This is a genomic window from Nocardia sp. NPDC020380 (assembly GCF_044386975.1).
In the GTDB taxonomy this organism is placed as follows: Bacteria; Actinomycetota; Actinomycetes; order Mycobacteriales; family Mycobacteriaceae; genus Nocardia.
Genome location: NZ_JBIRVQ010000001.1, coordinates 337,127 through 360,470 on the forward strand (window position 1 = coordinate 337,127; position 23,344 = coordinate 360,470).

23 protein-coding genes are annotated in these 23,344 nt (G+C 66.5%); 7 read left to right on the top strand and 16 right to left on the bottom strand.

Translation table 11 applies throughout. The features are described from left to right. Positions 1-122: 122 nt before the first annotated feature. On the bottom strand, positions 123-1,712 hold the full coding sequence (locus ACH438_RS01545; RefSeq protein WP_396999958.1) for a phytoene desaturase family protein: 1,590 nt from the start codon (positions 1,710-1,712) through the stop codon (positions 123-125). Between the two features lie 68 nt (positions 1,713-1,780). Between ACH438_RS01545 and ACH438_RS01550 the strand changes: the two genes are divergently transcribed. Then, positions 1,781-2,287 (top strand): DUF2834 domain-containing protein, encoded by a 507-nt coding sequence (locus ACH438_RS01550; RefSeq protein ID WP_396999960.1) that lies wholly within the window; start codon positions 1,781-1,783, stop codon positions 2,285-2,287. Here ACH438_RS01550 and ACH438_RS01555 read toward each other — a convergent pair. The 3 genes from ACH438_RS01555 to ACH438_RS01565 all read right to left on the bottom strand — a co-directional run bounded on the left by ACH438_RS01555 (position 2,253) and on the right by ACH438_RS01565 (position 5,795). After that, positions 2,253-4,298 carry a CocE/NonD family hydrolase gene (locus ACH438_RS01555; RefSeq protein ID WP_396999962.1) on the bottom strand — a complete coding sequence of 682 codons (2,046 nt, stop codon included), beginning with the start codon at positions 4,296-4,298 and terminating at the stop codon, positions 2,253-2,255. The two genes, ACH438_RS01550 and ACH438_RS01555, sit on opposite strands and share 35 nt — an antisense overlap. 147 nt (positions 4,299-4,445) lie before the next feature. Further along, positions 4,446-5,063 (bottom strand): SDR family oxidoreductase, encoded by a 618-nt coding sequence (locus tag ACH438_RS01560; RefSeq protein ID WP_396999964.1) that lies wholly within the window; start codon positions 5,061-5,063, stop codon positions 4,446-4,448. Between the two features lie 33 nt (positions 5,064-5,096). Further along, positions 5,097-5,795 carry an SDR family NAD(P)-dependent oxidoreductase gene (locus ACH438_RS01565; RefSeq protein ID WP_396999966.1) on the bottom strand — a complete coding sequence of 233 codons (699 nt, stop codon included), beginning with the start codon at positions 5,793-5,795 and terminating at the stop codon, positions 5,097-5,099. Positions 5,796-5,959: 164 nt separating this feature from the next. Between ACH438_RS01565 and ACH438_RS01570 the strand changes: the two genes are divergently transcribed. Beyond that, positions 5,960-6,358 (top strand): nuclear transport factor 2 family protein, encoded by a 399-nt coding sequence (locus ACH438_RS01570; RefSeq protein WP_396999968.1) that lies wholly within the window; start codon positions 5,960-5,962, stop codon positions 6,356-6,358. A gap of 21 nt (positions 6,359-6,379) precedes the next feature. Here the strand turns inward: ACH438_RS01570 and ACH438_RS01575 are convergent, their stop codons facing one another. The 7 genes from ACH438_RS01575 to mca all read right to left on the bottom strand — a co-directional run bounded on the left by ACH438_RS01575 (position 6,380) and on the right by mca (position 12,867). Continuing rightward, positions 6,380-7,525, bottom strand: coding sequence for an acyl-CoA dehydrogenase family protein (locus tag ACH438_RS01575; protein ID WP_396999970.1), 1,146 nt, complete (start codon positions 7,523-7,525; stop codon positions 6,380-6,382). Continuing rightward, the gene (locus tag ACH438_RS01580; protein WP_396999972.1) at positions 7,491-9,026 is read right to left on the bottom strand and encodes an FAD-dependent oxidoreductase; all 1,536 of its coding nucleotides are present in this window, start codon (positions 9,024-9,026) and stop codon (positions 7,491-7,493) included. Before ACH438_RS01580 ends, ACH438_RS01575 begins: the two co-directional genes overlap by 35 nt. Positions 9,027-9,035: 9 nt before the next feature. Further along, entirely contained in the window at positions 9,036-10,019 is a 984-nt protein-coding gene (locus ACH438_RS01585) for a diiron oxygenase (RefSeq protein ID WP_396999974.1), read from the bottom strand. Positions 10,020-10,195: 176 nt separating this feature from the next. Beyond that, positions 10,196-10,897, bottom strand: coding sequence for a TetR/AcrR family transcriptional regulator (locus tag ACH438_RS01590; protein ID WP_396999976.1), 702 nt, complete (start codon positions 10,895-10,897; stop codon positions 10,196-10,198). Positions 10,898-11,090: 193 nt separating this feature from the next. Further along, positions 11,091-11,462, bottom strand: coding sequence for a hypothetical protein (locus tag ACH438_RS01595; RefSeq protein ID WP_396999978.1), 372 nt, complete (start codon positions 11,460-11,462; stop codon positions 11,091-11,093). A 218-nt stretch (positions 11,463-11,680) separates the two neighbouring features. Beyond that, positions 11,681-11,947: a hypothetical protein gene (locus tag ACH438_RS01600; RefSeq protein ID WP_396999980.1), complete on the bottom strand. Its 267-nt coding sequence runs from the start codon at positions 11,945-11,947 to the stop codon at positions 11,681-11,683. Beyond that, complete coding sequence (gene mca / locus ACH438_RS01605) at positions 11,944-12,867, bottom strand: mycothiol conjugate amidase Mca (protein ID WP_397000719.1); 924 nt, start codon at positions 12,865-12,867, stop codon at positions 11,944-11,946. The genes ACH438_RS01600 and mca overlap by 4 nt, the downstream gene beginning before the upstream one ends. Positions 12,868-13,036: 169 nt before the next feature. On the opposite strand from mca, the gene ACH438_RS01610 reads away from it, so the two are divergent. Beyond that, positions 13,037-13,453 (top strand): DUF4307 domain-containing protein, encoded by a 417-nt coding sequence (locus ACH438_RS01610; protein ID WP_396999982.1) that lies wholly within the window; start codon positions 13,037-13,039, stop codon positions 13,451-13,453. 243 nt (positions 13,454-13,696) lie between these two features. Next, positions 13,697-14,188, top strand: coding sequence for a transcription elongation factor GreA (gene greA, locus ACH438_RS01615; RefSeq protein ID WP_396999984.1), 492 nt, complete (start codon positions 13,697-13,699; stop codon positions 14,186-14,188). Between the two features lie 210 nt (positions 14,189-14,398). On the opposite strand, the gene ACH438_RS01620 is transcribed toward greA, so the two are convergent. Next, positions 14,399-15,544: a cystathionine gamma-synthase gene (locus ACH438_RS01620; RefSeq protein ID WP_396999986.1), complete on the bottom strand. Its 1,146-nt coding sequence runs from the start codon at positions 15,542-15,544 to the stop codon at positions 14,399-14,401. 68 nt (positions 15,545-15,612) lie between these two features. Here ACH438_RS01620 and ACH438_RS01625 point away from each other — a divergent pair, with 68 nt between their 5' ends. Then, positions 15,613-16,788 (top strand): acyl-CoA dehydrogenase family protein, encoded by a 1,176-nt coding sequence (locus tag ACH438_RS01625; RefSeq protein ID WP_396999988.1) that lies wholly within the window; start codon positions 15,613-15,615, stop codon positions 16,786-16,788. A 142-nt stretch (positions 16,789-16,930) separates the two neighbouring features. Next, a complete protein-coding gene (locus ACH438_RS01630; RefSeq protein WP_396999990.1) occupies positions 16,931-17,269 on the top strand; it encodes a DUF6401 family natural product biosynthesis protein in 339 nt (112 codons plus the stop codon). A 277-nt stretch (positions 17,270-17,546) separates the two neighbouring features. Here the strand turns inward: ACH438_RS01630 and ACH438_RS01635 are convergent, their stop codons facing one another. After that, positions 17,547-18,581 (bottom strand): hypothetical protein, encoded by a 1,035-nt coding sequence (locus ACH438_RS01635; protein ID WP_396999992.1) that lies wholly within the window; start codon positions 18,579-18,581, stop codon positions 17,547-17,549. Between the two features lie 159 nt (positions 18,582-18,740). Then, positions 18,741-19,352 carry a transglycosylase SLT domain-containing protein gene (locus tag ACH438_RS01640; protein ID WP_397000721.1) on the bottom strand — a complete coding sequence of 204 codons (612 nt, stop codon included), beginning with the start codon at positions 19,350-19,352 and terminating at the stop codon, positions 18,741-18,743. Between the two features lie 641 nt (positions 19,353-19,993). Here ACH438_RS01640 and ACH438_RS01645 point away from each other — a divergent pair. Beyond that, on the top strand, positions 19,994-20,578 hold the full coding sequence (locus ACH438_RS01645; protein ID WP_396999994.1) for a DUF6529 family protein: 585 nt from the start codon (positions 19,994-19,996) through the stop codon (positions 20,576-20,578). Here ACH438_RS01645 and ACH438_RS01650 read toward each other — a convergent pair. Beyond that, positions 20,483-21,676, bottom strand: a complete 1,194-nt coding sequence (locus ACH438_RS01650; protein WP_396999996.1) for an AbrB family transcriptional regulator — start codon at positions 21,674-21,676, stop codon at positions 20,483-20,485. The genes ACH438_RS01645 and ACH438_RS01650 overlap by 96 nt on opposite strands. A gap of 238 nt (positions 21,677-21,914) precedes the next feature. Further along, positions 21,915-23,303, bottom strand: a complete 1,389-nt coding sequence (locus ACH438_RS01655; RefSeq protein WP_396999998.1) for a cystathionine beta-synthase — start codon at positions 23,301-23,303, stop codon at positions 21,915-21,917. Between the last annotated feature and the right edge of the window lie 41 nt (positions 23,304-23,344).

Consider the following 23,344-nt stretch of genomic DNA (forward strand, 5'->3'; position numbering starts at 1 on the left):
CGTCAACCACACTTTCGCGGCCACCGACATGAACAACCACAAGGGTCGGCTCACCGTCACCGAGGGCACCGATTCGATCATCCGTCTCGCCACTCTCGACTCCGACGGCCCGACAGGCACTTTCACCGACCGTCTGGGTCCGATCGCTTGGTGACCGTGTCGTCCAGGGCTTGGTGGGCGGCGTTGTAGCCGGGGATGAAGGAGACCGCCGGTCCACCGTGGCATCCGGCGCTGCCCAGGTAGAGGCCGGTGAGCGGGAGGGGCTGGTCCCGGAAACCGGTGGGGCCGGGGCGGTTCGGGCCCATCTGCTCGGGGTGGACGAGGCCGTGGCAGTAGTCGCCGCCGGGGGCGCCGAACATGCTGTGCATGTGGCGAGGGGTGAAGGTGATGTGGCGGGAGACGACACTGCGGAAATCGGGGGCGACGGTGCAGATGCGATCGATCACCCGTTGGGCCATCTCGGTTTTCAGGCGGCCGTAGTCGGCGGGGTTGCCTTCGATGGGAAACCAGAGCGCGAAGGCGGACGCCGCGTGTTTGCCGGGTGGCGCTACCCCGGGGTCGTTGACCGAGGTGAGTTGCAGAACCACCGCGGGTTCCGCGGGGACGATGCCGCGGCGGGAGTCCTCCCATTGGCGCTGGAGTTGTTCGGGTGTGCTGAAGAGACCGATCGCCGATTGCATGGCGGGGTCGTTCAGCACTCCGTACGGTTCGGCGAATTCGGGAAGGCCGTCGAGGGCGAAGTGCATCTGCAGGTAGCTGCCGCGATGGTCGGTGCGGGCGAAGCGGGATCGCAGATCGTCGGGGATGGCGGCCGGATCGAGTAGCTCGCCGACGGTGAGATCCGGTGCGATGCAGGACACCACGATCGGCGCGGTGAGGGTGTCGCCGTGTTCGGTGGTCACTCCGGTGACGCGGCCGTCCTCGGTGTCGATGTGCGTGACCTGTGTCCGTAACCGCACTTCCCCGCCGGCGGCTTCGAACCGCTCGCGCAGGTGCGTGGTGAGTGCCCCGATGCCGCCGCGGATCTTCCGCATCAGCGTGCCGTCGCCTTCGGGCATGGCCAGTCCGAAGGCGAGAGCCATGGCGCTGCCGGGAGTTTCGGGTCCGCGGTAGGTGGTGTTGAGCGCGAGGAACGACATCATTCCGCGGAGCGCGCCGGTCTTCTCGTTGTCGGGGACGTACCGGTCGAGTACGTCGGAGAGCGAGCCGAAGAGCATGTCGGAGATGGCGGCGCGCTCGAATTCGGTGGTGGCGCAGGCGAACATCTCGTCGTAAGTGCGGGGTGGCCGCCGGATCTCGAAGCGGCCGAGGGCGCGGGCCGGGGCCTGTGCCCAGGTCATCAGTCCAGCCATGCCGGTGAGCACGTCCATGCCGTGGACGGTGGTGACGTGGTCCATCAGTTTCATCGGGTCGGTGTAGTAGATGAACGGCGGGTCGCCCCGGCCGAGTGTGGAGACCGACATGACCTCGAGCGGGACGGCGGGGACCGCGTCCAATTCCAGTTCGTCGCTGAGTTGCCGGGAGGTGGGGAATTGCTCGGAGCCCGCGATTTCGAATCGATAGCCGTCGATGAGCTCGACGGTGGACGCCATTCCGCCGGAATAATGCTTCGCTTCCAGGCACAGCGTCCGCAAACCGGCGCGCTGCAACACCATTGCGGCCGCAAGCCCATTGTGCCCGGCTCCGATAATTATCGCGTCATACTCGGCCATGAGCGAAGAGTCGCACGTCACACTCTGGATGTCAGGCGAATGCGCACCTTCTCCGTACAGGACCGGCCATGTATCTCATCAGCCTCGTCGTCCACGCCGTACTCGGCCTCGCGGTGACCCTCTGGATCCTCGCGGAGAACCGCGGATTGCTCGGTACTTATCCGGACGGGAAACGCACCGGCGCACTGGAACTCGCCTATTGGGTGATCGGCTTGGCGTCGGTGATACTGGGCTGGTATTTCAATGTGCGGTTCGTGCTGGAGTATCACCACGACGGGCTGAATCCGCTGTGGGGTCCGGGTGCGAGCTGGACGCAGTACATCTACTTGATGTTCCCGAACTGGGCGGCCGATTCCGCCGCCCAGGACTACACCATCCTCAATGTGCTGATCCTGCCGATCATGTCGATCGCCGGCGGTTACCGGAAGGGCCTGCCCAAGCCGTGGCTCTTCTTCGTCAGCAGCCTGTTCACCAGCGCCGCATTCGGATTCGTCCTCTACTTGATCATCGCCGAACGGCACCGCCGGATGCACGCCGAGGTCACCAGCCCGGTTGTCCTCCGACCGGCACATTGATCCAGCTGGGCGCGTTCGGGTCGAGCTGAATGTGCTGTGGCCGCAGGCCGCTCTCGTTGAGCAGCGGCCGCAGCGGCAATCCGCGCGGGAAGTTGCTGGCGAAGACGTCGACGCGCAGCCGGTGGCCCGGTTGCAGGACCGCGTCGGTGGCCATGAGGCCCAGATCCAGCTGGGTCGGCTGCCCCGGCACGATCGGTTCGCGGTCGGTCAGCGTCAGATACGGGTAGGGGTCGGTGTAGTCGCCGTTCGCGGAGCGAGTCGCCTTGTCCTCGTCCACCTTCCGCAGGGATGCGGTCAGCTGGCCGGAGGTGAGGACGACGGACGTCCCGTCCGGTGCGACATCGTTGAGGGTCGCGGTCCAGTAGCCGTCGGTGGCGTCGAGGACGGTGTTCAGGTGCAGGTTCACCGGCCCGGAAATGGTGGTCGGCGCGCCGACCGGGGCGCTGGTGAAGGTGAGCCCGTTGAGTTCCATCGGCCGGGCGTCCTTGGCACAGAAGTCGAACAGTGCGGTCACGCCGGCGGTGATCTGGGCGGTGTCGCGGGAGCACAGGCTCATCACGCCGGGTGCGACCGTCAGTTGCGCGTTGTCGCTGGGTGCGGTCGTCAGGCTGCCGTCGTGAACGCTGAAGGCGGTGGTGCCGCTGGGCACGGACGAGAGGTACATGCGGCGGTAATCGACCTCGGCGCGCGGGAATTGGCCGGTGCTGGTCCAGCCGCCGCCCTGCTGCCACAGGGTCACCGGGCCGTAGCCGTCGATGCCGTTGTCGATGCCCTTGAGCCACTTGTCGAACCAGGCGCGTTGCAGCACGTCCAGTCGCGGCGGGGCGCCGGGCGACCCGAATCCGCTGCCCGGGTCACCGTGGTAGGTATTGCCCATGACGAGTTGTTTCTGCCCGGGCGGCAAGGGAATAGCGTCGTAGACGCGCGGTTCGGAGTAGGTGAAGATGTCGTGCCAGCCGCCGGTGATGAAGGTGGGCACCTGAATCCGATCCGGATGCCCGAGCCATGCGGTGCGCAGTGGACTGTCGGTCTCCAGCAGGGCTTTCAGATTGTCCGGGATCTCCGGGATGCTGTTGATGGTGAGCGCCTCGATGACGTAGTCGAAGAACGTCAGCGGGCTCTGCAATCGATCCGCGAGCCATTTCCAATCGAAATTGCCGCCGAAGACGGAGACGAGATCGGGCGCCATCTTGGTGATGTTCACGGCGAGCAGCCACGGCGGAATGAAGCCGAATCCCAGTGCGCCACCGGTGGCGAGCACATCGCGCAGCAGATCGCTGCCGGGTTCCACGGGGAAGATGGCCTTCAGCGCGTCGGGGTGATGCTCGGCGGCCTGCAGCTGGTTGATGGCCGAGTAGGAAATGCCGCTCATGCCGATCTTGCCGTTCGACCAGGATTGCTTACTCGCCCAGTCGATCACCTCGACGGTGTCCTGTTGTTCGCGTTCCTGGAAGACCTGCCAGACGCCTTCGGAGAAGCCGGTGCCGCGCACGTCCACGACGATCTGCGTGTAACCGCTCTGGATGAGCTTGCGGTCGGCGGTGAAGAGGCGCGCGGCCCCGCCCGGCAGCGCCTTGAGCAGATCGCTGAGCCCGCTCATGCCGACGCCGGAAAGGTCGAAGCCGCGCAGGAAGTCGCTGAGCACATCCGGCAGCACCGGCAGCGACAGCGCCGAATCCGCGATATTGGACACGAGTTTCGTGTACGGCGTCATGTTGACGATGGTCGGCGTCGGTGTGTCCACGATATGGCCGGCCGCGTCCATGGGACGGTACACATTCGCTTTCAGCACGGTCCCGTCACTCATGGTGATGGGCACGTCCCAGTCGATGTGCACGCCCGGGTACTGCGGGGCGGCGTCTTCGGTGGCGGTCCAGGATCGGCCCGCGTCGCCGCCGTCGATCGGCGATTCCGCCGAGGCGACCGGAATCACCGGCAGCAATCCCATGGCCACGGTGACTCCCAGCACCGTGGAGCGCCGTAGCGCACGGCCGATCCTTCGCAGCGACATTGCCTACTCCCCGGTTGAAAACACTCGCGTACCCATCCTGGCCCAGACAGTAGCCTAGATCACTTTGGGTGCACAACTGTGCTCGCGAACACGAGCACCGGTGCGTTCGGGGACGGCGGGCGCCGCAGGCGAAATGACCTGGACGGCCTACCGATCCGGGAGCAGATCGGCGAAGCCAGCTGCCCAATCCTGCATGCTCGCACCGTCGTAGAGCTCGAATGTCTTGCCACGAGCCTCCGGGTGCAGCAAGGCTTCGACGGCCGCCCGCGCCACGGTCTCGCGACTCACCTTGCCGTCGCCGCGATCACCCTGCTCGAACCGATGACCCGTGGCAGGCGCATCGGTGAGCCACGCGGGCCGCACGATGGTGTACGGCGCACCACTGTCCCGTACGGCCTCTTCCCCGGCGCCGCGGGCACGAATGATCCCGGCCAGCTCGGGGTGCCGGTCCGCGCGAGTGATGTAGATCTGTGAGAGCAGCACCAACTGGATCCGCCGCTCGGCCGCGAGACCGGCCAGCCGGGCGATCCCCCGGTTCATCACCGCATCCGCCCCGGCCGCATCGACCGGTGGTTCGACCGAAACCACCACGCCCGCAATATCATCGAGCAAACCAGCGGCCGGCGGTTGCGCCAGGTCGACCGCGACAGCATCATCGCCGCGCGGACGTCGCGTGCCGACGACGACCGCGTGCCCCTGCGTACGCAGCTGGTCCACGACCCGACGTCCGGTCCGGCCGGTGCCGCCGATCACGAGATAAGTCATACTGAAATACCTTTCCGCACAGCTGATTTCGAACTACCAGGGGATCGGCCGGCCATCCCGGAAGAACCCGCCGGACGGCCCCGAGTCGGGCAAAGTGGCCGCCCATACGACGCTGGCGGCGCCCTCCGCGACCGGGCGCCCGCCGGGACCGCCCATATCGGTGGCGACCCAGCCCGGGCAGACGGCATTGACCAGTATCCGATCCCCGCGCAGTTCGGCCGCGAGCATGCGGGTCAGCGCGTTCAGTCCCACCTTCGTGCTGGTGTAGGCGGGTGTGCCGGCGCCCATCGAGGCCATGGAGGCGATCTCGCTGGAGACGTTCACGATTCGCGGATGGTCACTGTGCCGCAGCAGCGGCAGAAACCGCTGCACCATCCGCCACGGCCCGTACAGGTTCGTCTCCGCCGCCGTCCGCACGACATCGAGGTCCGCCGTGGACGCCCGCTGCCAGGTGTCGTAGGTGATCGCGGCATTGTTGACCAGCACATCGAGGCGGCCGTACCGCTCTGCCACGAACTTCGCTGCCGCGCTGATGCTTTCATCGCCGGTGACATCCAATTGCAGTGGCACGGCCCCCACCGCGTCCGCGGCCTCGCGCGCGGCGTCGGCCGAGCGTGCGGTCAGCAGCACGATGTGGCCGAGCCGGACCAGTTGCGCGCAGACCTCCCGGCCGATCCCACGATTACCGCCGGTGACCAAGGCCACCGCACCGTCTCCGCTGTTAGCAGTCACAGGTTGTCCCTTCCGGAAATCGAGCGTGCGTACTCGATTACAGCGTCACAGGCGCCGCGACCGGGAGCAACGACCGAACCGGACAGCAGCGTGCACCGAGTCTGGACGATCGGGCTGGCACCGGCTGTCAGTCCGGTGCCAGCGCGGCCGGGCACAGTGCGGGTATGACCGGCACAACCGAATGCTCAGTAGCGCCCGCGCTGTCGGAACTGGTGACCGATTTCCTGGATCAGGTGTGGAATCAGGGCCGCACCGATCTCGCCGATCGTTATGTGGCCGCCGATCTGATCCAGCACAATCCGTGCCTGCCCGACGGCCGGGAGCCGCTGATCCAGCTCATCGACGGTCTGCGGCAGCGTTTCCCGCTGGCCCGCTTCCTGATCCGGCGGATGGCCGCGCAGGGCGATCTGGTGTTCGCGCACAGCCTGTTCACCACCGGTCCGGATGATCGCGGGATCGCCGTGATCGATGTGTTCCGGATCGCGGACGGGCTCATAGCCGAGCACTGGGACCTGCGGGAGAGCATGCCCGAGACCAGTGTGGGCGGTCGGGACATTCTCTGAATCGAGCGCTGCCGCAATCGATCACAGGGTGCGGGCGATGATCTCCTTCATGATCTCGTTGGTGCCCGCGTAGATCTTCTGCACCCGCTGATCGACCCACATGCGGCCGATCGGGTATTCGGTCATGTAGCCGTAACCGCCGTGCAGTTGCAGGCATTCGTCGAGGGCGGCCTGTGCGCGTTCGGTGGTCCACCATTTCGCCATGGCGACGGTGGGGATGTCGAGTGCACCGCGCACGTGCCGTTCGATGCAGTCGTCCACGAAGACCCGCATGATGCGCGCCTCGGTGGCGATCTCGGCGAGCGTGAACTTGGTGTTCTGGAAGGCGAAGATCGGTTTGCCGAAGGCGTTGCGCTGCTTGGTGTATTCGAGGGTCTGCGCCAGCGCGGTCTCGACGGCGACGGTGGAGCCGACGGCCAGGATCAGCCGTTCCTGCGGCAGCTGCTGCATCAACTGGATGAAGCCCTGCCCTTCGTCGGTACCCAGCAGATTGGCGACGGGCACCCGCACGGAATCGAAGAACAGTTCCGACGTGTCCTGTCCGCGCTGGCCCAGCTTGTCGAGTACCCGCCCGCGCCGGAAACCGGTCCGCTCCGCCTCGACCAGGATCAGCGAGATACCGGACGCGCCTGCGGCCGTATCGGTCTTGGCCACGACCACAATGAGATCTGCCTGCGCACCATTGGTGATGAAGGTCTTCGACCCGTCGATGACGTAGTCGTCGCCGTGCCGGACCGCCCGGGTCTTGACGTTCTGCAGATCCGAGCCCGTACCGGGTTCGGTCATGGCGATGGCGCCCACCACTTCCCCGCTCGCCATCCGCGGCAGCCAATGCTGCTTCTGCTCCTCGGTGCCGTATGCCAGCACGTAGTGGGCGACGATGGCGCTGTGCAGCGGCGCGCCCCAGGAGGAGTCGCCGACCCGGGCCTGCTCCTCGATCAGCACCGCCTCGTGCGCGAAAGTGCCACCCCCGCCGCCGTATTCGACCGGGACGGACATGCACAGCAGGCCGAGCCCGCCCGCCTCCTGCCACAGCTCGCGGTCGACGTGATGCTGTTCGATGAATCTGTCCATATTGGGCCGGATCTGCTTCTCGCAGAACCGGCGCGCCAGGTCACGCAACTCGTCGAGCTCATCGTCGAGCCAGCGGGAGCGGTAGTCGTTCATTCACCAATTCCATTCGTTCGGACAGGTCGGCCAGCAGACTGGCCACGGTTTCCTGGGAGCAGGACTTGTTGGTCCCGAGGAACCCGGTCGGGCCGCGTTTGATCCAGCCGGCCACGTAGGTGCGGGGCATGGGCTGCTCCGTACTCGGATTCAGCACGCGCCCTCGGATATTGGGGACGATGCCGCCGTGGCCGGGATGGAAGGGCAGGTCCGCCACAGGCCGCCCGTGGTATCCGACAGCGCGGAACACCGATCCCGCGTCGATGGTCTCGAATTCACCGGTCGGCATCGCGCGCACTGTGTCACCGTCCACGGTCAGCTCGTTACGTTCCAGCCGGATCCCCGAAACCCTTTCGGTGCCGAGGATTTCGGCCGGCGACACCCCGAACCGCAGCGTGATCTGCCGTGCGCCGCCACTCCGGACCGGCGGCAGCGCGCGCACGATCTCGAGCTTGCGGCGACGGGTCGCGCGCACGACGGGATCCAGTTCGGCCGGATCGGCGGGCCCCTCGGCGATCTCGCCGGGCACCACCGTCAGGTCCGCGCCGCGATGCGCCCGCAATCCGATCAGTTCCGGCACGGTGAAGGCGGCCTGGGCGACCCCTCGGCGCCCCAGCACGAGGACCTCACGAATCCTGCTCTCCCGCAAAGCCATCACCGCATGCGGCGCAATGCCCGTGCGCTCGAGCTCGTCCGGATCCGTGGTGAGGATCCGCGCCACATCGAGGGCGACATTGCCGTTGCCGATCACCACCGCGCGCTCGTGATCGAGTGCGAAATCGCTGTCGCGCTGATCGGGATGGCCGTTGTACCAGGCGACGAAGTCGGTGGCGGCGGCACTGCCGGGCAGCTCTTCGCCGGGAATGCCGAGGCGTCGATCCGCGGACGCGCCGACCGCGTAGATCACCGCGTGGTGGTAGCGCAGCAGCTCCGCATGGGTAATGTCCCGGCCCACCTCGACACCACCGAAGAACCGGAACCCGTCCTGCTTCGCGATGGCGTCGAACAGCCCGGTCACCTGCCTGGTCTTCCGATGATCCGGCGCCACACCGAATTCGGCCAGGCCGTACGGCTGCTCCAGGCGTTCGAATACGTTCACGACGGCGCCCGGCTGGGCGAGCAGTTCATCGGCCGCGTACATGGCCGCCGGCCCCGACCCGACGATCGCGATCCGCAAGGGCGCGAGTCCCTTGCGCAGCACGGGTTTCGGCGGCACCGGCGCCATCAGCGGCCGGGCGCGCGCCGCCGGCTCCCGATAGAAGTCCGCATTGAGTTCCAGGAAGATCTGCTGGTCCGCGGTCAGTTTCGTATGCGGCACAATCGCTTCGGTGGGACACGCGGTCGCGCACGCCCCGCAGTCCATGCAGGCCGCCGGGTCGACGTACAGCATTTCGGCGCGCGCGAATTCCGGTTCGTCGGGTGTCGGATGAATGCAGTTGACCGGGCAGGCGTACACGCAGGACGCGTCATTGCAGCAGGACTGGGTGACGACGTAGGGCATGCGGCGGCCTCAGTGCGCCGCGACGGGCTGGCTGCGGTATCGCGAGGCGGTGCCGTCGATGCGGGAGATCCACCAGAGCGGGCGGGCGACCGGCGTGATCAGGTCGAGTTCCGCAGCGAGCATGCGGACGTCGCCGAAGAAGTCGCGCAGGATCTTCCGCGATTCCGGGCGGCGCCAATACACCTCGCGCAATACCGAGCGCGGGATATCGAATTCCTGGCGCATTTCCTTGGTCGGCACCGCGATCAGGTCGCAGATGATGCGCATGGTCGGCGCGAACACCAGCGACAGCACGAATTTGCGGATGCGCCCCATCTTCGGCACCCGATTCCGCAGGTACTCGTGCGCGAAGCCGATGTGCCGCGCTTCCTCGGCGACGTGAATCGACATGACCCGTTCCACCAGCGGATGCGCCGGCTGCCCCGACCTGAGCACGCTCTTCTGCCCGTGGTCGATGGGTTCCTCGCCGGCGAGCACCATGACGAAGAACCATTCCGGGAAGATATTGGCCAGGAAAGGAACCAGCGGCCCGATGATCCGGATGCTGCGCCGCATGCCGGGCACGTCGGCCCCGATCCGGTTCACCAATTCCTGGAACATCATGGTGTGGTTGCATTCTTCGACGGCTTCGTGGGTGCAGTAGCGGAATTCCGGTGACCCGTTCGGGACGGTGAACACGTACTGCATGAGGCCGCGGATGAGGATGTTCTCGAATTGCAGGCCGACCTTGGCGATATTGGCCTGCCGCCACATGCCGATGGCGATCTGCTTCTCCTTGGGCAGCGCCAGGTACCAGGGGTGCGCGCCGAACGGGTCGGCGGTGGGCAGGATCCAGCGCTCGTCGTGCGGGTCGATCGCGTATTCCGGTGCGTCCCAATCGATATCGAGGTAGGGATCGAAGCGGCGGTGCACCGATCCGTACGAGAGCGTTTCGAGTGTCTCGGTGTATTCGATGTCCGATGCGCCGACCTCGTCGGCCTTGGTCTCCAACATGTGGCCTCACCCCAATCGATCGACCGCGACATCATGTCGCGGTCGTTGCGTCGAGCGTAACGCCCGCACTCGGCGCAGACAAGGGGTGACCGCGACATGGTGTCACGATCGAGATCCGCCCCGCGGACAGCACCGAACACCCCGCCGACCAGGGCAGGGTGTGCATGGAACGGGATTCAGCCCTGCTGCGCCGCGTCCGCGAGCAGTTCGGAAATGGGCCGCTCCCGATCGAGTTCGATCCCCAGCGCCCGTGCATGACCGTCGATCAGATACCAGATCGACGAGGCCAGCTGCTCGGTCAATTGCGTCGCGTCCAGCCCCGGCGGCCGCGTCTCCAGCCAGCGCGCGATACCGCCGTCCACCATCGACACCACGGTCGCCGCACCCACGTCGATACCGGGATGCTCCTTGCCCAGCAGCGCGGCGGCCACGGTGAAGACACTCGCAATATGTTCCGCCACAGCGGCTTTGGTCCCGGTGATCACCGCATGACCGGACGGACTGCCACTGCCCGGCCCCCGCTCGATCCACGCGTGCAGCCGGGGACGTTCCAGCACCATCCGCACATACGTGTCGATCACCCGGAAGATGACCTCCTCGAGGGTGCCCTCCAGCACCAGATTCGAGGTCACCTCCTCGAGCGCGTCCGTCGCCGCGAACTCCCGGATCTGGGCGTCCAGATCCGGCCGATCGGCGAAATGCCGGTAGATCACCGACCGCTTCACCCCCGCACGATCGGCAATGGCCTGCAACGGAATCTCGCTCCCCGGCTCCGCCTCCTCGATCAGCGCGACGGCCGCCTCGAGAATGACCCGGCGGCGCTCGGCATTGTGCTCACCCCAGCGCCCGCCCGCCATCGCCCTGCCCTGCACCGTCATCCCCACAGCATCCCAGACGAGCCGGGCGATCCGTCAGTTCAGGTGACGCCGCACGAATTCGGCGAGGTCCACGGTGGATTCAGCGGCCGCAAAGCAATTCGACGACCGCGCACGATTGCCCGATTCCACTTCGCGGCACTTCGGGATTCGCGACCGTCCGGGTGGGCAGCGAGGACGCGGATCGGCAACCTGCCTATTTGCAGCCGGTCGCCGCGGCGGCGGTATACAGGTCGCGCATCTTCGTGACATCGTCGGGGGACATCGGCTTGCCGCTGGCCTCAGAGGCCGAGGCGATGAGGTTTATCGCGCCGTCCACCTTCTGCTTGTCGGTCAGGTCGGGCGCCGCCGGGTCGGAGACCGCCTTGGCTTTGGACTCGTAGTCCTGCATGGTCTTGCACGCCTGCGCGATATCGTCCGAACCGTAGCCGGTCTTCGCCGCGGTCGCGGAAGTGGCCGCCGCGGCGGCGGTCGTGGGCGAGGCCGTCGAGGCGCTGTCGTGGGAACACCCTGACAGTGCGAGAGCGAGAAGGGCGGCGGGAAGGACAATGTACGAACGCGCATGCATGGCGGGCACCATATCCATCCTCCCGAAGCCATTCACGTCCTACGGATTCCGAGTTCGCGAACAATCGGTGAACACAATGAGGTCGCCGGGCACTACCTCCCTTGCCCATGAGCGCCCTTCCGATTGCGTGGACAACGCGAATACGACCGGAAACGGAATTTGCGGGCCCGGTAGCTCGTCAGCGAACTGGTCAACCTTCTCAGGCGGTCCGTCGGATGTCAGGCCGGGCCGGAGTTCTCCGCCTTCGGGGCGTCTTCCTCACGTTTGGTGATGCCGTGTTCGGTGCCCTCGTCCGCCTCCTGGTCCGGTTCCGGATTCTCCGGGGAGAAGGTGGCGGGCAGGCCCTTGATGTGCTTGTTCATATTGCGGATGAGCAGCACGGTGCCGGCCAGCAGGACCAGGATGATGACCAGGCCCAGCGGTGAGGCCTTACCGAATTCGGGTCCGGTGGGCGAATTGCTGTCGGCTAAGAGACTGATGATCATCGGTCGGCGTCCTCGGTGTCGGCATCTGCATAGCCCGGAACAACGGCATAGTCCGGGGTATCGGCGTCGTCGATGCCCGCGAACAGGTCGGTCTCCGGGATGGCGGTCCGGACCCGGGTCTGCACCAGCTCGAATTCCTCGGTGGGCCACAGCCGCTGCTGCATCTCCGTCGGAATGGCGAAGAAGGCCCCGTTGGGGTCGATCTGGGTGGCGTGCGCGCGCAGCGCGTCGTCCCGCTGCGGGAAGTACTTGGCGCATTCGACCTGGGTGGTGACGCGGCCCATGATGTCGCCGCGCTCGGTGGCGTAGCGGCGCATGCGGTCCATCCAGTCCTGCATGGGGAACGGTTCGCCGATGCGCTCGTACTCGTCGGCGAAGACCTCGAGCCGGGTGAGGCTGAAACCGTGGTTGTAGTACAGCTTCAACGGCGTCCAGGGTTCACCCGCGTCGGGGAACCGGTCCGGATCGCCGGCCGCTTCGAAGGCGGCCACCGAAACCTTGTGGCACATGATGTGATCCGGGTGCGGGTAGCCGCCCTGCTCGTCATAGGTGGTCATGACGTGCGGCCGGAATTCGCGCACCACGCGCACCAGCCGCTCGGTGGCCTCCTCGAGCGGGACCAGCGCGAAGGAACCCTCGGGCAGCGGGGGTAGCGGATCGCCTTCGGGCAGGCCGGAATCCACGTAGCCGAGCCAGGTCTGCCGCACGCCGAGCGCCTCGGCGGCCGCGGCCATCTCCTCGCGGCGCACCTCGGAGATGCGCTCCTTGATGCCCGGGGTGTCCATGGCGGGATTCAGGATGTCGCCGCGTTCGCCGCCCGTCAGGGTGACGACCAGGACGTCGTTGCCTTCCGCGGCGTAGCGCGCGGTGGTCGCGGCACCCTTGCTGGATTCGTCGTCCGGGTGCGCGTGTACCGCCATGAGGCGAAGACCACTCACTTCTCAGTCACCTCACCGATCACAGTGTTCACCTCATACCGTTTTGCCGCGCTTGTTTGAAGTGACAGCCAGGGGATGGCGTCAGATCTGCATTCCCTATAGTTCCATCCGTTCGATGTTTGTTCCGACCTACCCCCCGGGAGCGTCCGCCATGAGCGAAAGACCGGCCGACCGGTACGGTATCGCGCCGCGACGCAACCGCCGCTGGCTGCCGTACGCGCTGGGCCTGGTCGTCATCCTCGCGGGCCTCGGCGTCGCCTACATGGGCTACAAGAACTTCGGACCACAGGACATCGAACCCGACCGCGTCGGCTACGACATCATCGACGACCACACCATGAGCGTCGACTTCAAGGTGACCCGCAAGGATCCGGGTAAACCCGTGGTCTGCTGGGTACGCGCCATGAGTGGCGACACCGACGAGGTCGGCCGGCGCGAGGTGCTGGTCCCGGCCTCCACCAGCGGCACGGTCCGCATCAACACCACACTGCGCACCACGGCACGGGCCGGCGCGGGCAATGTATACGGCTGTAGCGACAAGGTTCCCGCCTACTTGCGAGCCGAGTGAAAAGTCCGTTCCGCAACCCGCTTTGATGCTTCTACCTGCACCTTTGCAAATCGTGCTAAAATGGCGCGATACACGGTTCCGGAGTTCGGAGCCGTGTTTGCTGCATTGACGGCCCGGCCTGTCGGAAGCTTCCCCAGGATCGCTCTAGCCGTCCACTGTTGCTGTGCCCATTTCCGGGTGGGACCGGTGACGGGCAAGAGGGAATCCCGGCCTGCCGGGGACAACTACTAGGGAGTGATCGAGATGACTGAGAACGTGACCTGGCTGACACCGGAGTCGCACGAGAGGCTCAAGAGCGAACTCGACGCGCTCATCGCCAACCGTCCGGTCATCGCGGCCGAAATCAACGAACGACGCGAAGAGGGCGACCTCAAGGAGAACGGCGGCTACCACGCCGCGCGTGACGAGCAGGGCCAGCAGGAAGCACGTATCCGCTCGCTGCAGGAACTGCTGAACAACGCCAAGGTGGGCGTCGCGCCGACCAAGTCCGGCATCGCACTGCCGGGTTCGGTCGTCAAGGTCTATTACGACGGCGACGAGACCGACACCGAGACCTTCCTCATCGCCACCCGCGAAGAGGGCCTGGGCAACGGCAAGATCGAAACCTACTCGCCCAACTCCCCGCTGGGCGGCGCACTCCTCGACGCCAAGGTCGGCGACACCCGCGAATACACCTTGCCGAACGGCAAATCCATGAAGGTGACGCTCGTATCCGCAGAGCCGTACCAGAGCTAGGCTCCCCCGCCTCGCTCCCCCGCGACTTCAGCGCCCGGCAGAGAGCCGTAGCCCTTTGGGCACGCGTGCCGGCGGCCGCGAACGACACCGATTTCGGTCGTACCCGGTGAGTTACCCGGATCTCGCGAAATCAGTTGTCGCGTACCGAATAAAAGCAAGGCGCCGCACCGTTTCCGGTGCGGCGCCTTGCTTTTCATCTGCTGTATGCGGCTAGGCCAGGGCGCGCTCCACATCGGCGAGCAGGTCGCTGATGTCCTCGATGCCGACCGACAGGCGGACCAGGTTGTCCGGCACCTCGAGGGCGGAACCCGCGGTCGAGGCGTGGGTCATGGCGCCCGGGTGCTCGATGAGGGATTCGACGCCACCCAGGGACTCGGCCAGGGTGAAGATCTTCGTCTTGGCGCAGAAGTCCAGCGCCGCCTGCTTGCCGCCGTTGACGCGCACCGAGATCATGCCGCCGAAACGGCGCATCTGCTTCTGCGCGACGGTGTGGCCCGGGTGCTCGGGCAGGCCCGGGTAGATGACCTGAGCGATCTTCGGGTGGTTGGCGAGGAATTCGGCCAGGGTCTCGGCATTGTCGCAGTGCCGATCCATGCGCAGTGCGAGCGTCTTGATGCCGCGCATGGTGAGGAACGCGTCGGTCGGGCCCGGCACCGCGCCGGCGCCGTTCTGCAGGAACGCGAACTTCACGTCCAGTTCCTGATCGTTCGTGATGAGCGCGCCACCGACCACATCCGAATGCCCACCCAGGTACTTGGTGGTGGAATGCAGCACGATGTCGGCGCCCAGCAGCAGCGGCTGCTGCAGGTACGGGGAAGCGAAGGTGTTGTCCACCACCAGCTTCGCGCCGCCGTTGTGCGCGACCGCGGCGAGTGCGGCGATATCGCCGATGTTCAGCAGCGGGTTGGTCGGGGTCTCGATCCACACCAGTTTGGTGTTCGGCCGCATGGCCGCCGCCACCGCATCCGGATCCGATACGGGCGCCACCGAGTACTCGATCCCCCACTGCGTGAAGACCTTGTCGATGAGCCGGAAGGTGCCGCCGTACGCGTCGTTCGGAATCACCAGATGATCGCCCGGGCGCAGATTCGCGCGCAGCGCACAGTCCGTGGCCGCCATGCCCGAGGCGAAAGCGCGGCCGTACGTACCGGATTCGATGGCGGCCAGATTGGCCTCCAGCGCGGTGCGGGTCGGATTCCCGGTGCGCGCGTATTCGTACCCGCCGCGCATCCCGCCGACACCGTCCTGGGCGAACGTCGAACTCGCATAGATCGGCACATTGACCGCGCCGGTCTGAGGGTCCGGATCGAACCCGGCGTGCACGGCGCGAGTGGAGAAACCAAGCTGATCGCTCATGCGCACAGCCTAAGGATGTGCTCTTCGAGCTCCTCCGCCGGGGCCGCACCCGGGGATATGGTGAGGCCATGGTCACCGTAGAGGAGCTCTTCGCCATCGATTCCCTGCTCGACGATGAGGAGCGGGACATCCGCGCCACCGTCCGCGCCTTCGCGGCGGACCGGTTACGACCTCATATGGCGGAATGGTTCGAGGCGGGCACCTTCCCGGCCCGGGAACTCGCGCCGGAGCTGGGGAAACTGGGGCTGCTCGGCATGCATCTCGAAGGCTACGGATGCGCGGGGACCTCGGCCACTGCCTACGGGCTGGCCTGCATGGAACTGGAAGCCGTGGATTCCGGTGTGCGGAGCATGGTTTCGGTGCAGGGGTCGCTCGCCATGACCGCCATCCACAAGTACGGGTCCGAGGAACAGAAGCTGCGCTGGCTGCCGGAGCTGGCGGCGGGACGACTGCTCGGCTGCTTCGGGCTCACCGAACCGGATTTCGGGTCCAACCCGGGCGGGATGCGGACGCGGGCGCGGCGGGACGGGGACGACTGGATCCTGGACGGATCCAAGATGTGGATCACCAACGGGTCGGTCGCCGATGTGGCGATCGTGTGGGCGCAGTCGCGCGAAGGTGAGCGCGATGTCATCCGCGGGTTCGTGGTCCCCACCGACACACCGGGTTTCAGCGCGCGGGAGATGCATCACAAGCTGTCGCTGCGCGCGTCCATCACCGCGGAACTCTCGCTCGACGGGGTGCGGCTGCCCGCCGACGCCCAGCTGCCCGAGGCGCGCGGATTGGCCGCGCCGCTCGGCTGTCTCAGCGAGGCGCGGTTCGGCATCATCTTCGGCGCGCTCGGGGCGGCACGCGATTGCCTTTCCGCCGCAATCGATTACGCCCGCACCCGCGAGGTGTTCGACAAGCCGCTGGCGGCGTATCAGCTGACCCAGGCCAAGCTGGCCGATATGGCGCTGGAACTCGGCAAGGGTGAACTGCTGGCGCTGCAGCTCGGGCGGCTCAAGGACCGGCACGAGATCCGGCCGGAGCAGATCAGCGCGGGCAAACTCAACAGCACGCGGGAGGCGATCAAGATCGCCCGCGAATGCCGGACCATCCTCGGCGCCAACGGCATCACGCTCGAATACCCGGTGCTGCGGCATGCCAACAATCTGGAATCCGTCCTCACCTACGAGGGGACGGCCGAAGTGCATCAGCTGGTGCTCGGCGAGGCGCTCACGGGTTCCAAGGCCTTCCGCTGACCGTTCGAAAATCCTTCCGCCGGACCGGCGGCGAAAGCACAGTGGCCGCCGGTCCGTGAGCAATCCGAACGATCCACGAGCGGGGATGCGCGATATCTCACAGCGGGTCCCTCACACGGGCGCCGAGAGCTAGCATGACCAGGTGTTTTTGCCCGGCTCCGCACTGCTCGTCGTCTCGGCGCGCAAGACCCTGAACCGTCTGCAGCGCACGCACGGAGCCGCGGCCCTGTTGGCCGCCAACGAGTTTCCGGGCCTGGCCGCAGCGATCGACCAGCATGCCGCGGCCATCCGCGACATCCTCGACCTCGGCGTGGAGAACTCCAGCCAGGTCCCGGTCAGCGTCCTGCTCGCCGGCTACGCCCGCGGCCTCCTGGAAACCCTCCACGACACCGCCCCCACCCCCCAATCCCCCACCGACTGGCAACAAGCCGACTGGACCCACCTCCGCCTGGCCGCCGTCTGCTCCCTCGCCCGAGGTTAGAACAACTCTCGTTACTCTCAGGGGCAAGCCCCTGAAACCCCAAGGGCCGACGCGAACCCTGCCCCACAGGCTGACGCAAACCCTGAGATCCCACAGGCCGACACGAGCCAGGAGACCCACCCGGGCGACCTATCGCACATGGCCGAAACAACTCCCAGCGTGCAAGCCCGGAATAGTTCCAGCCCGGCACGCCCGCCAATCGGCGAGCGTCGAGTGGCACATGGGGGACGCGGTTACTCGCGTTTTGCGAACCTGGTGTGCCACTCGACGGGTGGGGTCAGAGCATGCCGGGGTGGTTGCTGCCGGGGTCGGAGGGATTGCGGGGGGCGCGGTCGGGGGGCGATTGCATACCCGGCTGCGGTGGCATGCCTGGCTGGGATTGCATGCCCGGTTGGGCGGGCATTTGGCCGGGGGTGTAACCGCCGCGGTCGCGGGTGTAGGGCTGCTGGGCGTAGCCGGGGGTGGCGGCGACCGGCTGGTCGGCCCATTTGCCGGGCGGGTTCTGCTGGCCGGGCATGGGGTATTGGCCGGTGGGCATGCCTTGTTGCTGGGCCGCCATTTGCTGTTGCATCATGGCGCGCTGGCGGGCGGCGTCTTCGCGGCCGCGCTGGTAGGCCTGGGCGTGACCCTTCACCTCGGGCATTTCGCCTTCGATGGTGTCGAGCCAGCCTTCCCAGCGTTGCTGCATGGGGCGGATGAGGCCGCCACCGATGCCGATGATGAGGACGCCGGCGATGGTGGCGAGCACCGTGATGAGGATGGGCATGGTCACCGAGGTGCCGACGCCGATCTGGTTCAGGGCCGCGATAATGCCTATGCCCCAGATGAATACGGCGGCGACGCGGCCGAGCATGCGGCCGTATTCCAGGCCGCTGAGCATGTTCGCGATCATGTCCATGACCACCTTGGCGATGGCCCCGGCAATGCAGACGATGACGATGGCCACCGCCAGTCGCGGCAGCCAGGCCACGATGCCGTTCAGCATGGTGCTCACCGGGTTCGGCCCGAAGATGCCGAAGCCGAGCTGCAGCGTGATCAGCAGGACCGCGTAGTACGCCAGCTTGGCGATGAGCGTGGTGGCGTCGTAGCGGCCGCGGGCCAGCATCTCCTTGATGCCGCCGCGTTCCACCAGGCGGTCGAAGCCGAGCCGGTTCAGGATGCGGGACACCAGCCTGGCGACGATCTTCGCCACGAACCACCCGATGACCAGAATCGCCAGGAATCCGACGAACTTCGGCACGAACTGCGCGACGGAACTCCACGCGTCCGAGAGCCCCTGCTGGAAGTCGATAGCCAAACTCGAGGTGTGCATGTACCCCGTCCCTTCGCTATCTGCTCCGGCCGAGTTGCCGGAACTGTGTCCAAAGGCGTTATACCGCTAGTCGATCATCGTTCGCTGCTGTTTGCGAAATAGTTGCCAAATCGCGTGCCAGGAAATTGCCGGCAAGCTCGGCCGCGCCGTCGAGCAAACTCAGTAGGCGCTGTTGACGTTATCCATCGAACCGTAGCGGTGGGCCGCGTAGTTGCAGGCCGCGACGATATTGGCGACCGGATCCCAGATGTTCGTGGAGGTGCCGTCGACGTGGTACGCGTTGAAGGTCGGATCGATGACCTGCAGCAGGCCCTTGGACGGGATGCCCATGGCCGCATTGGAGTCGTACAGGTTGATCGCCTGAGGGTTGCCACTGGACTCACGCAGCACGTTGCGGAGGATGCCGTCGTAGCTACCGGGGATGCCGTGCTGGGACATGATGTCCAGCGCCTGGCGGATCCAGCCGTCGAGGTTGTTCGCGTAGACCGGCGCGGGCGGCGGGGCCACCGGCGGCGCGGGGGCCGGCATCGGGGCGGGCACGGGGGCCTGGGCGGGAGCCAGGACGCGCGGCAGCTGGGCCTTCGCGGGGGCGGCGACGGGCGCGGCGGCCGCCAGGGTCTCCTTCAGCGCCGCGGGGCGGACATCGCCCTCTGCGGTGCCGGCGGCGGTGATGATGGAGCCGAGAACTCCGAGAGCCAGAGCGGCGGTGCCGGCAGTACGGGCGGCGGCAACCACCTTGCTACGTCTGGCAGGGTCACGCAGGGCATTCATGGCGTTCGTGGGCATGGCGAATTCGGATTCCTGTTCGGTTTCGGTGGCTCGCAGGCCGGGAGCAGGCAGCATTCGAGTACGCGGGCACCGGGTGGCGCCCACCTGAGAGCTGATGCTTTTATGTGATCTTTTTGTGAGACCCGTTACGGGCCAAGGGAATTCAGACGCTCCATGGAGGTCAGCGGGTACGCACGCGGCCATCCCGGCCACGCGGCCTCATCGCACCTAGGTGGTGATGACGTTCCGCATATGTAGTCACATCTCCTTGCGCCTTGCAGACTTGTGGTCTGTTTCCGACAAGGTCACAGCTTGATTGCGCAAAGTTAACGCCGTCTGAACCAAAGTTGAACAGACGGTGAACCGGTCCGTTTGGCAACTCCGGGACCTGCATTAATACAAGCGCTGACCTGGTCATTCAACTAAAACCACAAAGTGTTTCAGATCACAGAGAAATTTAGCCCGCCCGCGACGATATACAGAGAATTGCCCGATTTATCGACGTGTAATCGGCGTTTCGCACCCGTTTCACACTGGGCCGGTGATCATTTAGCAAATCCCATAAGTCGATTATCGCCCCATTGGTAACACCAGTAACGCCAAATAAAGAATCGGCAACGTAACCCGGCCCCCTATCGGTCTACGTGGCACAAATCCAGCCGTCGGAAACCTCCCTCCGCGCCCGAAACGCCCGCGCCGCCCGGCGCCAACTCCTCGCCGTACCCGTCCTGTTCGCCGGCGCGGCCGTAGCCGTCGTGCTCGGCGTCGTGGCCAAGCACTACGGACCGGGCACCACCGCCCTGCCGACCTGGGGATTCTCGGGGCCGTCGGTGTTCAAGGCCTACCTCAGCAGCGTGATCCTGGTGCTCGTGATCGGCCAATTGCTCACGGCCGTATGGATATACCGCTTCCGCGCACCACACGTCGTGCACCGATACCACCGGCTCAGCGGCGCACTGGCTTTCACGCTCAGCCTGCCGGTCGGCTTCTATTGCCTGTACACCTTCGGCTTCCAGTTCGGGCCGCAGGTACCGACCCGCACCTGGATGCATTCCCTTGCGGGACTTACCTTCTACGGCGCGTTCGCCGCGAAGATGCTCACGCTGCGCCTGCGCAACGCACCCGGCTGGCTGCTACCCGTGCTGGGCGGCCTGGTGTTCGCGAGCTTCGTGCTGGCGTGGACGCTGGCCGCCGCCTGGTGGTTCCGCACCGTCGGCTTCGGAAGGTGATGCGGGCCCGTCGAATCGGCGCAGCACCCGCATGAGCAAGGGCAGCAACAGCATCATCCCGAGCAGCCGGACGGTCTGCACGCTGGTGATCAGGGGCAGGTTCTCACCCATCTTGTCGGCCGTCGCCAGCACCGCGTTGATGCCGCCGGGCGTCGTCGCCAGGTACAGATCCGACAGCGCGAAGTTCACGAAATATGCCAGTCCCAAGGCCATTCCGGCGACCAGCACGGACAGGGCCACGATGGCGACGGCCATCCCCGGGATCATGCGCGCCATCTCCCGCACCACCTGGCGGGTGAATCGGGCGCCCACCTCGAAACCGATGAGCACGAACAGCAGATCCTTGAACAGATGCGTGGGCGCGTACCCGTGACTCAGCCCCAGCGCGGTCACCACCGCCGTGACCAGCATCGGGCCCAGCAGCGCGGCATTGGGCATCCGCAACCAGCCGCCGATCCGAACGCCGATGAGGCACAACGCGATCGCGATCGCCAGCCCGGCGAGCTGATCGCTGCGGCCCATGATCATCCAGTAGGGCAGCCCCGGATCGGTGACGGAACCGCCGAGAGTGGCCGAGCCGTAAGAGATTCCGGCTTGATCGTCGAGCAGCGCGGCAACGGCCGGGGCGCTCAGCGCGACCAGGGCGACGCGCAGGTACTGCATGAACGCCACCCGCCGCGGATCGGCGCCGAGATCGTCCGCGGCCGACACCACCGCGGCCGAGCCACCTGCCAGCATCCCGAGCGTCGCGGTCCGGACATCCATTTTCGCGGCCCGCGCGAAGATCAACGCGACGGCGATGCTGACCACCACGGTGGCCGCCGTGATGGCCAGTACCGGGAGCAGATCCAGGCCCAGCGAAGTCAGCAGCGAGACCTGCAGATAACTGCCCATGAGCACGCCCAGCATGGCCTGCACACCCGTATTGACCTGCCGCGGAAGCGGCTTCGGGAGTTTGCCCGTGAGTGCGAGCACCGCACCTGTCACGATCGCCAGGATCATCTGCGGCGCGGGCACCCCCACCCGGCCCAGCAGGGCCGCGCCGCCCAGTACGGCGGCTGACAACGCTATCCATGAGATCGCTTGCCGGGGGTTCATGCCTATCGATCTTGCCCGGCGCTCATGAACATTCAGTAACGACGCAGTTATCCTGCCGGACCCGGCCTGTGATGACACCGACCCCCATGCGACCGGGGCGGCAAAGGTGGCCTGGATCAACATCACTGGACCGGAGGACCTGAGTCACTCGCGCGACGGCACCGGGCCCCGGAATACAGAACGCCCGCCGGACCGAGCAGGTCCGGCGGGCGGGTTACGCCGTAGCGGTGTTCCGGGACTAGCCCAGCACGCCGGTGCTGAGGAAGCCCAGCAGGTCGTGGCGGGTGATGACGCCCACCGGCTTGCCGTCCTCGATGACCATGAGGGCGTCGGTGGACTCCAGCAGCTTGGTGGCCGCCGAGATGGGCTCGCCGGCGCCGATCAGCGGGAAGGCCACGCTCATGTGCTTGGAGACCGGATCGGTGAGCTTGGCGCGGCCCTCGAAGACCGCGGACAGCAGATCCCGCTCGGAGACCGAGCCGGCGACCTCGCCCGCCATGATCGGCGGTTCCGCGCCGACCACGGGCATCTGGGAGACGCCGTACTCGCGCAGGATCTCGATGGCGTCGCGCAGCGTCTCCTGCGGGTGCGTGTGCACCAGGTCCGGCAGTTCACCGGACTTGCCGCGCAGCACATCTCCGACGTGCGGGTCGGCGTTCTTGCCGTCCAGGCGCGAGCGCAGGAAGCCGTAGGAGCTCATCCACTGGTCGTTGAAGATCTTGGACAGGTAGCCGCGGCCGCCGTCCGGCAGCAGCACGACCACGACCGCGTCCGGATCGCGCTCGGCGACCTTCAGCGCCGCCACCACGGCCATACCGCAGGAGCCGCCGACCAGCAGGCCTTCCTCGCGGGCCAGGCGGCGGGTCATCTCGAAGGAGTCGGCGTCGGAGACGGCGATGATCTCGTCCGGGATGGCCGGGTCGTAGGCGGTGGGCCAGAAGTCCTCACCGACGCCCTCGACCAGGTACGGGCGGCCGGTGCCGCCGGAGTAGACCGAACCCTCGGGATCCGCGCCGACGATCTTGACCTTGCCGCCGGAGATCTCCTTCAGGTACCGCCCGGTGCCGGTGATGGTGCCGCCGGTGCCGACGCCGGCCACGAAATGCGTGACCTTGCCCTCGGTGTCGCGCCAGATCTCCGGACCCGTGGTCTCGTAATGCGATTCCGGGCCGCCCGGGTTGGAGTACTGGTTCGGCTTCCACGCGCCCGGGATCTCCCGGACCAGACGGTCGGAGACGTTGTAGTAGCTCTGCGGGTCCTCCGGCGCGACGGCGGTCGGGCACACCACGACCTCGGCGCCGTAGGCGCGCAGCACGTTTCGCTTGTCCTCGCTGACCTTGTCGGGGCAGACGAACACGCACTTGTAGCCGCGCTGCTGCGCGACCAGGGCCAGGCCCACACCGGTGTTACCGGAGGTCGGTTCGACGATGGTGCCGCCGGGCTTCAGTAACCCGTCCTTCTCGGCGGCATCGATCATCTTGACGGCGATGCGGTCCTTCGAGCTACCGCCCGGGTTCAGGTACTCGACCTTCGCGGCCACCAGTCCCGAGTTCGGACCGACGACGGAGTTCAACCGTACGAGCGGGGTGTTTCCGATCAAGTCGACGACATGGTCAGCAATACGCATGCCACACATCGTTGCAGAAAGGTGACGCGAGCCTTCGCGCA